10 protein-coding genes are annotated in these 11,884 nt (G+C 60.7%); 1 reads left to right on the forward strand and 9 read right to left on the reverse strand.

Features of this window, described 5'->3' with window-relative positions:
• Positions 1-465: 465 nt before the first annotated feature.
• From FAZ30_RS19860 to gluQRS, 4 genes are all read right to left on the reverse strand, one after another.
• Complete coding sequence (locus FAZ30_RS19860) at positions 466-1,476, reverse strand: ornithine carbamoyltransferase (RefSeq protein ID WP_124645613.1); 1,011 nt, start codon at positions 1,474-1,476, stop codon at positions 466-468.
• A gap of 92 nt (positions 1,477-1,568) precedes the next feature.
• On the reverse strand, positions 1,569-2,804 hold the full coding sequence (locus tag FAZ30_RS19865) for an arginine deiminase (protein WP_137010098.1): 1,236 nt from the start codon (positions 2,802-2,804) through the stop codon (positions 1,569-1,571).
• An 88-nt stretch (positions 2,805-2,892) separates the two neighbouring features.
• Positions 2,893-4,221 carry an amino acid permease gene (locus tag FAZ30_RS19870; protein ID WP_124644928.1) on the reverse strand — a complete coding sequence of 443 codons (1,329 nt, stop codon included), beginning with the start codon at positions 4,219-4,221 and terminating at the stop codon, positions 2,893-2,895.
• Between the two features lie 413 nt (positions 4,222-4,634).
• Positions 4,635-5,522: a tRNA glutamyl-Q(34) synthetase GluQRS gene (gluQRS, locus tag FAZ30_RS19875; protein ID WP_124644927.1), complete on the reverse strand. Its 888-nt coding sequence runs from the start codon at positions 5,520-5,522 to the stop codon at positions 4,635-4,637.
• Positions 5,523-5,588: 66 nt separating this feature from the next.
• On the opposite strand from gluQRS, the gene fdxA reads away from it, so the two are divergent.
• Complete coding sequence (gene fdxA, locus FAZ30_RS19880) at positions 5,589-6,029, forward strand: ferredoxin FdxA (protein ID WP_425456381.1); 441 nt, start codon at positions 5,589-5,591, stop codon at positions 6,027-6,029.
• A 1-nt stretch (position 6,030) separates the two neighbouring features.
• Here fdxA and cheD read toward each other — a convergent pair whose 3' ends face one another.
• Genes cheD through FAZ30_RS19905 form a run of 5 tightly spaced genes read right to left on the reverse strand, consistent with a single transcriptional unit; the run spans position 6,031 to position 11,873 of the window.
• On the reverse strand, positions 6,031-6,636 hold the full coding sequence (gene cheD, locus FAZ30_RS19885) for a chemoreceptor glutamine deamidase CheD (RefSeq protein WP_124644926.1): 606 nt from the start codon (positions 6,634-6,636) through the stop codon (positions 6,031-6,033).
• Positions 6,633-7,712, reverse strand: a complete 1,080-nt coding sequence (locus FAZ30_RS19890) for a protein-glutamate methylesterase/protein-glutamine glutaminase (RefSeq protein ID WP_124644925.1) — start codon at positions 7,710-7,712, stop codon at positions 6,633-6,635. The genes cheD and FAZ30_RS19890 overlap by 4 nt, the downstream gene beginning before the upstream one ends.
• 1 nt (position 7,713) lies before the next feature.
• Positions 7,714-8,556, reverse strand: coding sequence for a CheR family methyltransferase (locus FAZ30_RS19895; protein ID WP_124644924.1), 843 nt, complete (start codon positions 8,554-8,556; stop codon positions 7,714-7,716).
• An 18-nt stretch (positions 8,557-8,574) separates the two neighbouring features.
• The gene (locus FAZ30_RS20965; protein WP_124644923.1) at positions 8,575-11,349 is read right to left on the reverse strand and encodes a methyl-accepting chemotaxis protein; all 2,775 of its coding nucleotides are present in this window, start codon (positions 11,347-11,349) and stop codon (positions 8,575-8,577) included.
• Between the two features lie 29 nt (positions 11,350-11,378).
• A complete protein-coding gene (locus tag FAZ30_RS19905; protein WP_124644922.1) occupies positions 11,379-11,873 on the reverse strand; it encodes a chemotaxis protein CheW in 495 nt (164 codons plus the stop codon).
• Positions 11,874-11,884 lie beyond the last annotated feature (11 nt).

Below are 11,884 nucleotides of genomic sequence, written 5' to 3' on the forward strand. Positions count from 1 at the left end.
GTGGTGGCCGGTCTGCCCGAGGGAAGACGGGGCCGGGATGGGGGTGAGATCCGGCTGAGTGAGGGGGGGCCGGATCTCGGGCCACTCCACGGCTTCAGGGGTGTGCCGTCGCGGAGGGTAAAACGGTGTGGCTGTCAGACTTCAATGACTGGCAATCCGGTAGGGCTTTGCTACCTTGCCCATTCCGCTGTCGCTGAAGACTGATTCCACTCTGGCGAGGCAGCAAAGCCAGCGTAGCGCCTGCTGCCAGGCGCGCCGCCGCAGACAGTACAGGTCGTACGGCAAGGCGGCGCAACAACGCAGCAGGGCTTTGCCACCTTGCCCATTCCGAGGTGGCTGGCGAGCGAGCCACAGCAGGCCGGTGAGCGCCGCAGCACAGCTGCCGCAGTGGACATCAAGTCCATGAGGACAGCGCGCAGCGCCGACCACCGGGATGCAAAGGCGCAGCCGTCAGACGCCCGGAATTCAGTCACCCAGGGTGGCGACCAGGATGGCCTTGATCGTGTGCATGCGGTTCTCTGCTTGCTCGAAGGCAATGCAGGCTTCGCTCTCGAACACGTCTTCGGTCACTTCAATGCCATTGGACAGGTCCGGGTATTGCGCGGCAATTTCCTTGCCTACCTTGGTTTCGCTGTTGTGGTAGGCCGGCAGGCAGTGCATGAACTTCACTTGCGGGTTCTGTGCAGCAGCCATCAGCGCGGCATTCACTTGGTAAGGCTTCAGCAGGCGGATACGTTCGGCCCAGACTTCGGCCGGTTCGCCCATCGATACCCACACGTCGGTGTGGATGAAGTCGGTGCCCTTGACGGCTTCGGCGGCATCTTCGGTCAGGGTGATGCGGGCACCGGTCTTGGCGGCGATTTCACGGCATTCGGCTACCAGCTCGTCGGTCGGCCACAGGTGTTTCGGGGCGCCGATGCGCACGTCCATGCCCAGCTTGCTGCCGATTACCAGCAGGGAGTTGCCCATATTGTTGCGGGCGTCACCCAGGTAGGTGTAGCTGATTTGCGAGATCGGCTTGTCGCTGTTTTCCCACATGGTCAGCACGTCGGCCAGCATCTGGGTGGGGTGCCATTCGTCGGTCAGGCCGTTGTAAACCGGTACGCCGGCGAATTTAGCCAGTTCGTTCTCGACCATCTCTTGGTCGAAACCACGGTATTCGATGGCGTCATACATGCGGCCCAGTACGCGGGCGGTGTCTTTCATCGATTCCTTGATACCGATCTGCGAGCCGGACGGTCCGAGGTAGGTAACGTTGGCGCCCTGGTCGTAGCAGGCCACTTCGAAAGCACAGCGGGTACGGGTGGAGGTCTTTTCAAAGATCAGGGCGATGTTCTTGCCCTTCAGGTGTTGCTGTTCGGTGCCGGTGTACTTGGCGCGTTTCAGGTCGCGGGCCAGATCGAGCATGTAGCGGATTTCGCGCGGGGTGAAGTCCAGCATGCGGAGGAAATTGCGGTTGCGCAGATTGAAAGCCATGGTAACACTCCTTGTTTCGGTGCCGGGTGGCGGGCTTGGGCCAACGCCACCGGGCGATATTGATGTGCTTGGTTTGCTGCTGGTGCAGCGACTTAGATCTTCACTTCGTCACGGATGATCGGGCAGGTCATGCAGTGACCACCGCCACGGCCACGGCCCAGTTCGGAGGCCGGAATCTCGATCACTTCCACACCGTGCTGACGCATCAGCTTGTTGGTATGGGTGTTGCGGTCGTAGGCCACCACCACGCGGCGATCCAGTGCCACCACGTTGTTGCCGTCATCCCATTGTTCGCGTTCGCGCTGGTAGGCATCGCCAGCGGTCTGGATGATGTGCACTTCTTTCAGGCCCAGTGCCTGACGGACCACTTCGGTGAAGGCCACGCCTTCGTGACGTTCGAAGCGGATTTCGCCTTCCTTGTCACCGGCATAGATGCTGGTGCAGACGATTTCGTTGACCACGTCCGGGAACACCGACAGCAGGTCGATATCCAGGAAGCTGAACACGGTGTCCAGGTGCATGGCAGCACGCGACTTGGGCATCTGGCAGGCGATGACGCGGGTGGCGCCGCCTTCCTTGCCCAGCACGCTCTTGGCCACTTGCACCACGGCTTGCGGGCTGGTGCGTTCGCCCATGCCGATGAGCACCACGCCGTTGCCGATTGGCATCACATCGCCGCCTTCCAGCGTGGCCGGGCCGTGGTTCTTGTCACAGTCGCCCCACCATACTTTCACCTTGCCGGCGAAGTACGGATGGTGCTGGTAGATGGATTGCAGGATCAGGGTTTCCTGACGGCGAGCCGGCCAGTACATCGGGTTCAGCGTCACGCCTTCATAGATCCAGCAGGACGGGTCGCGCTGGAACAGGCTGTTCGGAATCGGCGGGATGACGAATTCGGACTGGTCCAGATAGCCGCCGAACAGGCCTTTCGGGTCAAACGGCAGTTCAAACTTGGCAATACCACCGATCAGATGTTCGGCCAGTTGGGTAGACGGCATTTCGTCCAGCCAGCTGCGCAGGTCGGTCAGCATGCCGATCCCCACATTGTCGGCCTTGACCTTGCGGTCCAGCAGCCAGCTACGGGCGGCCTTGTCGTCCAGCACTTGGGCCAGGGCGTCGTGGGCTTCGATCACGTGGATGCCGCGCGCACGCATTTGCTCAACCATGAAGGCGTGGTCTTTTTGGGCGCGTTCAACCCAGATCACGTCATCGAACAGCAGGTCGTGGCAGTTGTCGGGGGTGAGACGTTTGTGGGCCAGGCCCGGACGGCACACCATCACGCTACGCAGCTTGCCGCATTCGGAATGAACACCAAATTTGCCGGTCATGATGAATCCTTTCAGATAAGTAATCGTATAAACCTTTTTCCGTACACTCCCTTCCTTGCGGAAAGGAGTGAAAAGCAAAAGGCTGGCTTCAGTTTTCGGTCTCGTAACGTTCTTTGATTTGCCAGACATACACAGGCAAACCCAGCATCAGCAGCAAAATCCCCCACATCACAATCTCGGCACCAGCACCAAACAGTGCCCATACCGCGTAAAGAAAGCCCGTGGTGGAAAAGATCAGTGGCGCGGTGAAATCACGCCGGGTGTATTTGCCCTTGTTCATCAACATGATGGCCAGCAGCGCCATCGAGCAGAAGGCATAGGGCAGCAAGGTGGTGGCCGTGGCCAGCAGGATGATGAATTCAAAAATCTTCACCCCACCCTCCCCGCCGGCGTATTTCATCGCCAGCAGCACGGTAACCAGGCCGCTGGACAACAACAGGCCAAACAGTGGCACGCCCTGGCGGTTGGTCTGGCCGAAGCGGCGGGGAAACAACTGGTCCTTGGCGGCGGCATGCGGGACATGCGCCTGCATCAGGCTCCAGCCATTGAGTGCGCCAAAGCAGGACACTACCGCACCCAGCCCCACCACCCAGTAGGCCCAGTCGCCCCACATCAGGCGGGCGGCATCGGCAAACGGGGCTTGCGAGTTGGCCAGCATGGCTGGCGACATCACCCCCATCAGCGACACCGTGGACAGGATGTACAGCACGGTGGCCAGCAGGGTGCCGATGACGGTGGCCCGCGGTATGGTCTTGCTCGGGTTCACCACATCGCCAGCGGGTACCGAGGCGGACTCCAGCCCCAGAAACGCCCACAAGGTGAGCGCCATGGTGGCGGAAACCGAACTCATCAAAGGCTTGCCGTGCGGGTTGAACACCAGGTTTTCCGGCTGCATGTAAAAGAAGCCGATAAAGGTGACGGCGGCCAATGGCAACAGCTTGAGCAGTGTTGTCACGATGGCTACCAACCCGGAACTGCGTGCGCCCCGGCTGTTAATCCAGGTAACGGTCCAGATCAGGCCGATGGAAAATGCAGCGGCCAGCAAGTTGTCATGCCCCAGTTGCGGGAAGAAAACCTGCATATAGCTGGTGGCGGCCACCGCCAGTGCGGCGTTGCCTGCCCACAGGGCTATCCAGTAACCCCAGGCGATCCAGAAGCCGGCGAAGTCGCCAAAGCCGGCATGGATATAGGCATAAGGGCCACCCTCTTTGGGAATCATGGCGGAGAGCCGGGCAAACACCAGCGCCAAACAAATGGCACCAGCCGAAGTAATTGCCCAGCCAATTAGGGACATCCCCCCATAGGGGGCGAGAGAAGCGGGAAGCAGGAATACACCGGAACCGATCATATTACCCACCACCAGTGCGGTACACATCCACACGCCCAGTGCCGCTTTTTTTACATTGGTCTCGCTCATGGTCTTGTCTCCATCGAGGCCGAAAATCGAAGCTGTTAAAGAACGTGTTCTGTATGAGCTTCACTATATTAGTATTTAATTATTTTGTAAATGTATTATTTTCGCATATGTAATTCCATGTCGCTGTTTTGAAAATGGCCGGCAAAACTGATCTGTGCAGATACCGGACGGAAACACCAGAAACGCTACTGCCTATTACGATGTAGGTTGTTTAACAGACAAACTCCATGTGATAAATCAAATAGATAATCCGCAAGAATGACAAGCCAGCACGGAGCAGCAGGAAAAACCACGGCAAGCAGCGCCTTGCATGCAACACCGCAGGCCATCGCGGCCGCTACATGGTCAACATGCCGATGGCGATATGCCCGACAGAAGGCGAGCATGACAGGAAACAGGCTGGGGGGTTGCGCTTACAACTGACAGGGGCCAGCCGGCACGCGCGACAGCGACCAGTTGGCCTTGGCCCACTGCCACAATTCGGCCGCGCTCTGGCATTCGGCAGGCGGAACATGACCCAGCCGGCACAGCGCCACACGCAGCTCGCGGCTGACATCGGCGGCATGAATGGCCGGGGCCAGCGTTTGCTTGGATAGCTTCTCGCCCGCCGCATTCACCAGCAAGGGCAGATGGCAGTAAGTGGGCGTGGGCAGCCCCAGGCTGCGCTGCACATGGATCTGCCGTGGTGTGGACACCAGCAGGTCGGCGCCGCGCACGATATCGCTCATGCCCTGCGCGGCATCGTCTACCACCACCGCCAGTTGGTAGGCCCAGTAGCCATCGGCCCGCAGCAGGACAAAATCGCCAATATCGCGCGGCAGCTGCTGCTGATACGGCCCTTGCAGGCGATCAACAAAGCCCACCTCCGGCTCATCCACCCGCAAGCGCCAGGCATGGCTGTCGCGTTGGCTGCGACAGCCGGCCCGACACCAGCCGGGATAGACATAACCATCCACACCACGCCGGGCGACACTGGTGATTTCCTTGCGCGAACACGTGCAGGGATAAACCAGCCCGGCCTCGATCAGCTGCTGCAAGGCCGCCTGATACAGCCCATGCCGCTGGCTCTGGTACACCACTTCGCCATCCCACTCAAAACCAAAAGCCTCCAGCGTGCGCAGGATGTCGTCGGCAGCGCCGGCCACTTCGCGCGGCGGGTCCAGGTCTTCCATGCGCACCCACCATTCGCCGCCACGGCGGTGTGCTTCCAGATAACTGCCAACGGCGGTCATCAGGGAGCCGGCATGCAGCAAGCCGGTGGGACTGGGGGCAAAACGGCCACGATAGGGAATGCTTGGCATGACAAAAGGTTTCGGCGATGAGAATGCAGATTGCGCCACAATGCGCTGTTTTTTGGTTGATAATACTTGAGCGTATTACTCGGAAATAATCCATCCACCGGCAAGGCTGCCGGCAGCATCCTGCGGCATGCCCGGGACACCCTGCGGCAGCAGATTGTCCATTATCAGGAGGAATCAAACGTGGCCTACGTTGTAACCGATGCCTGCGTCAAATGCAAATACACCGACTGCGTGGATGTCTGCCCGGTGGACTGCTTTCATGAGGGGCCGAACTTTCTCGCCATCGATCCTGAGGAGTGCATAGATTGCACGCTGTGCGTGGCGGAATGCCCGGTATCGGCCATTTATGCCGAAGACGATGTGCCAGCCGAACAGGTGGTGTACATCCGGCTGAACGCCGAGTTGTCCCAGCAATGGCCGGTATTGTCGCAAAGCAAGCCGCCACTGCCCGACCATGCCGACTGGGCAGAGGTGACCAACAAGCTGCCCCATCTGCAGCGCGACTGAATCAGATGAACAGGTCGATATCGCCGCTGGGCTGGGAGGCAGTCTGGCGGTCCAGCCGCTGCCGGTAAGCCGCTTCCTTCGATACCAGAGTGCGGCTGCCCTTGAGCTTGCGCACCAGTACCCGGCCCTCGTCCGGAAAGAAAAACACCTTGCGGGCAAAGCTGCCCAGCAAGTCTTCCGCCAGCACCGGAATCTGCTCGCTGCGCAGATAGGCGCGGATGAATTCGCTGTTCTGTTCGCCGATATTCACCACCGACATGCCCTCCAGCACATTGCCGGCACCAAATACCTTGGCCTCCAGCCGGTGGCGCTGCGCCCCCAGCTTTTGCATGTCGGTGATCAGCAACTCCATGGCATTGACGCCAAAACGCGCGGGCACACTGGTCTGGCTATGCCAGTCACTGCCTTGCGGCAGCAGGAAGTGATTCATGCCATGCACCCGTGCGTGGCGGTCCATCAGGCAGACGGCGACACAGGAGCCCAGCAGCGTGGTCAGCATCAGCGGCTGGCGGGTGGCGAAGTACTCGCCCGGCAATATCTTGATGGCGTCGATCTGGAACTGGCGGTCGAAGTAGAGACGCTCGGAGGGCTGGTCGGAATAGCTCACGGGGCCGCCCTGTCATGCGGCAGACGCAGGCAGTCCATTACCTTGTCGGCCAGTTGCGACAAGGGATGCACATGCATCACCCCGCCCTGCGCTACGGCCTCGCGCGGCATGCCGTATACCACACAGCTGGCTTCGTCCTGGGCAAAGGTGGTGGCGCCGGCCTGCCGCAACTGCAACATGCCCAGCGCGCCATCCTTGCCCATGCCGGTCATGATGACCGCCACCGTTTGGGCCGCCGCCAGCGCAGCAACCGAAGCAAACAGCACATCGACCGATGGCCGGTGCCGGTTGACCGGCGGGCTCTGATCCAGGCAGATGACAAAACCTTGCGCCCCCTTGCCCAGCCGCATATGCGAATGACCGGGGGCAACATAGGCCACGCCGCGCATCAGCGGCTCGCCATCTTCGGCCTCCTTCACCTGCATGGCGCACAGCTTGTCCAGCCGCCGGGCAAAAGACAGGGTAAAGCCTTCCGGCATGTGCTGGACGATCAATACCGGCGAGCTGCCTGCCGGCAGCTTTTCCAGAAATTCCTTGATGGCATCGGTGCCGCCGGTGGAAGCGCCCACGGCGATGATGGCATTTTGCCGCAGCAAGGCCGGTGCCACGCGCGGCGGCGCAGCGGTAGAACTTGCCGCAAACAGCGACGGCCGGCGCAGGCGGGCAGCCGCCACCATGCGAATCTTGTCGCGAATGTCGTCGGCGTAGCTTTGCATGGTGTTGCTGACATCCAGCGTCGGCTTGGGCAGGAAATCCACCGCCCCCAGTTCCAGCGCACTGAGCGTGGTTTCCGAGCCGGACTGGGTCAGCGAGGAAATCATCAATACCGGGGTCGGGCGCAGCCGCATCAGCCGGCGCAAGAACTCCAGCCCGTCCATGCGCGGCATTTCCACATCCAGGGTGATCATGTCCGGGCTGGTTTCCCGGATACGCTCGCGCGCCACGATGGGATCGGATGCAGTCGCCACCACCTCCATATCGGGGGCTTCGTTGATGATGGTGGTGAGCAGGCTGCGGATCAGCGCGGAATCATCCACTACCACGATTCTTATTTTTCTGCCGGCGGCTGCGCTCATGTTATCTCCGCACCTTGTGATTAGCCAGGCGATAGGCGGTACGACCGCAAGACTGGAAGGCGTCGCTCAGATGCTGGATGTTTTCCGAGTGTCCCAGAAACAGCAGCCCGTCCGGCTGCAGGCTGGCAGCCAGCCGTTGCAGAATGGCGGCCTGGGTCGGCTTGTCAAAATAGATCAGCACATTGCGGCAGAAAATCACGTCAAAGCGCCCCATGTCCGGCCACTCGGCGGCGACCAGATTGAACTGGTAAAAGGAAAGCTGCTCGCGCACTTCGCGCCGGATGCGCACCTTGCCGGCATTGTGCCCCACCCCGCGCAGGAAAAAGCGCTTGAGCAGGCTGCTGTCCAACACTTTGGCCCGCTCGGCATCGTATACGCCATCGGCCGCCTGACTCAGCACCTTGGTATCGATATCCGAGGCCACCAGCTCAAGCTTTTGCCGATTCAGCTGCGGCAGCGACAGCAGGGTCATGGCGATGGAGTAGGCCTCCTCGCCGGTGGAGACCGCCGCGCTCCACACCCGGTAATGCCGCTCCTGCGCCACCCGCTCCATCGCATGCAGCCGCAACAGGTCGAAGTGGTGCGGCTCGCGGAAAAACGCGGTGAGATTGGTGGTCAGCGCGTTGACGAAGTGTTGCCACTCCGCCTCGTCTTCCGCCTTTTCCAGCAGGTCCAGATAATCGGCAAACTGGCGCATGCCCAGCTGGCGCACGCGCTTGGCCAGCCGGGAATAAGCCATGTGGCTCTTGCTGTCGTTCAGCGAAATACCGACACGCTGGTACAGCATCTGTCGCAGGCGACGAAAATCCGCCGCGGTAAACTTGATATCGCGCTCAGTGCTCATCAGGCATCACCGCGCGGCTCAAAACTCCTCCCATTCGTCGTCGTGTTGAGCCGGCCCCGGCAGGGTCTTGATGCGCTCGGCATTGAGCGCCATGCGGGTCGATACCGGTTTGATCTGCTGACCGGGTGCCGGCAGGCGTGCCGCCTGGCCGTGGTCGTGGCTACGATGCGCCTTGGGTGCGGACAGGCGCGCCACCGGCGTGCCATCGAGGCGGAAGATCGACACCGCTTCCATCAGATGACGGGCCTGCTCTTCCAGCGACTCCGCCGCCGCGGCAGCCTGCTCGACCAGCGCCGCGTTCTTCTGGGTGTTTTCGTCCATCTGCGTCACCGCCAGATTGACCTGTTCGATCCCCGAGCTTTGCTCGACCGAGGCGGCCGAAATATCGCTCATGATGTCGGCCACGCGGCGAATGGAGCTGACGATCTCTTCCATGGTGCGGCCAGCCTCATCCACCAGCCGGCTGCCCGATTCCACCTTGTCCACCGAGTTGCCGATCAACAGCTTGATTTCCTTGGCCGCAGCCGCCGAGCGCTGTGCCAGATTGCGCACTTCGCTGGCCACCACGGCAAAGCCCCGGCCCTGTTCGCCGGCACGCGCCGCTTCCACCGCCGCATTCAACGCCAGGATATTAGTCTGGAAGGCAATGCCGTCGATCACGCTGATGATGTCGACAATCTTTTTGGCACTGTCGTTGATCTCGTTCATGGTGGACACCACATTGCCCACCACCTGGCCGCCACGGGCAGCGATGTCGGACGCACCGATGGCCAGGCTATTAGCCTTCTTGGCGTTTTCGGCATTCTGCCGCACGGTGCTGGTGATTTCTTCCATGCTGGAGGCGGTTTCCTCCAGGCTGGCCGCCTGCTGTTCGGTACGACCGGACAGATTGCTGTTGCCAGCGGCAATTTCCTGCGAGGCGGTGTTGATGGCCTCGGTCGACTCCTGGATATTGCCAACGATGCTGCGCAGGCGCTCCACGGTGGCATTGGTATCCGACTTGAGCTGCCCCAGCATGCCTTCGTAATCGTTCTTGATGGTGCGCGTCAGGTCGCCCTGAGCCAGGCCGCCCAGCACGATGGCGATGTCACCCAGTGCCTGGCTGGTCACACCCAGCAACTGGTTGACACCCTCGGACAGTACGCGGAAGAAGCCGGTCTTGCCCTCGAGCACCAGCCGGGAGGCATAGTCGCCCTTGCCGGCGGCACTGACGATGGCTTCCACTTCTTTCTCGATCAGCACTTCGCCGGTGCGGTCCTTCCACTCAACCACCGTACCCAGACGTTCGCCGTCGCCGCCGAATACCGGGTTGGCAGTCAGCGAGAAATGACGGCCACCGACCGCGATATCCGCCTTGTAAGTGCTGCGCAGATTGGCCAGCAGATCGCGCTGGTGCGCCGGATTGCGGTGGAACATGTCCATGTTGCCACCCAGCACATGACGGGTGCTGAAATTGGGCAGGGCCTTGCGCAGATCCGCCTCGGCCGTGGCCAGCATTTCCAGCACGCTGTGATTCACATAGATGATGTTGCGCTCGTTGTCGGCAATCATCACATTGGTGGTGACATTGTCCAGGGCGCTGCGGATGCGGGCATTCTCTGCCGCCACTACGCGCTCGGCATCCATGCGCTGCTGCTCGATGGCCTGCTGTGCCAGCTCGGCGGTACGGTCAATCCACTCCACCCCATAACCAAGCCGCTTGCCGCTTTGGCCATTGATCGGCGTCAGAATCAGGTTGAAGGTGCGGCCGCCGACATGGATGGTGCCTTGGTGCGGATTACGCAGCTGTTGCATCAGGCCACGCTGATGCCCCGGATTGCGGTGGAACTGGTCGATATTGCTGCCCAGCAGATTGCGGGCGGAAAACTGCGGCAGGTCGCGGCGAATATCGCTTTCTGCCTGAGCGAACATATTGATGACCGACTGGTTGGCGTACACCACATTGAAGTCGGCATCGGCAATCATCATATTGGTGGCGGCATTATCCAGCGCATTGCGCACCCGGATGTTTTCCACCGCCTTGTCTGCCGCCTGGCGGATATAGGCAAACAGGCTGCTATTGTCATTGGCCGCCACTTTCAGTTCGGTGGTGACTTCACCGGCAGCCAGCTCCTGCATCAGCTTGACAGCCTCTGCCGGCTCGCCACCGATCTGCCGCAGCAAGGAGCGGCTGATCAGCCAGCCGGCCAGCATGGCGATCAGCACAGCGGCCGCCATCAGGGCGTTCAGCAGCACAGACGCACTATTAGCCCGCTCCAAGGTGCCTTGCGCTACCTGCCGGGACAGCGCTTCCTCGAACTTGACATAGCCATCAATTTCCTTGAGGTAGTCCAGCTGGGTGGCGCGCAGGGTCTGCAGCAGATAGCTCTTGGCTTCTTCCTCCTGCCCTGCTTGCAGATGCTGACGGAACACGGCCAGTTGCTGGCGATAGCTGGCCTCGACCGTACGCACACGGTCGAACAGCACCTGCCCTTCGGCCGGCACGCCACTGGACAGGGTGGCCATCTGCCGGCTAATCAGCGTCAGCGCTTCGTCGATCTGCTTGTGCTGCTGTTCCAGCACCACCGGGTCTTTGGACAGCAGCAAGGTCCGGGTGGCCCGGGCGGTGAGGTTGACGTTATCCACCACCTTGTTGGCTTCAGAAGCCCGCGGCACATGGACGTTGGCGATTTCGTCGATATCGTTGCGCAGACTGTGGATCTGCGCAATCGCTACCGCCATGGCGGCGATGATCACCACGACCAGCAGGCCGAAGCCCAGCAGTAAGCGGTGCGACACTTTCAGATTATTCATTTTCACCTCTCCCAAACGCCATGTCGGCCTCAGCCACGGTCGGTAATATCCACCAGCGCCATCTCATCACTGCTCATCAGGCGCTCGATATCCACAATAATCACCATGCGCTCCCCTTGGGTGCCCAGGCCCTCGATATACGTGGTTTCCACCACGGAACCAAACTCCGGCGGATCGCGCAGTTCATCCTCAGCCAGCTGGATGACATCGGACACGCCATCCACCACCATCCCCACCGTACGCTGGAAGATATTGAGGATGATCACCACCGTAAATGCGTTGTAGACCGGTTCGCCCAGCCCGAACTTGATGCGCATGTCGACAATCGGCACGATGCTGCCACGCAGATTGACCACTCCCTTGATGAAGGCAGGGGCGTTGGCAATGCGCGTCACCGCTTCGTAGCCACGAATCTCCTGCACTTTCAGGATGTCGATCCCGTATTCTTCCTGTCCCAGGGTAAACACCAGCAGCTCGCGCACTGCCTTGCTTTGCCCGTGGCGGTATTCCAGCTGTTCTGTCATCGGTTCTGCCT

It is taken from the genome of Aquitalea aquatilis, from assembly GCF_005155025.1.
Classification (GTDB): Bacteria; Pseudomonadota; Gammaproteobacteria; order Burkholderiales; family Chromobacteriaceae; genus Aquitalea; species Aquitalea aquatilis.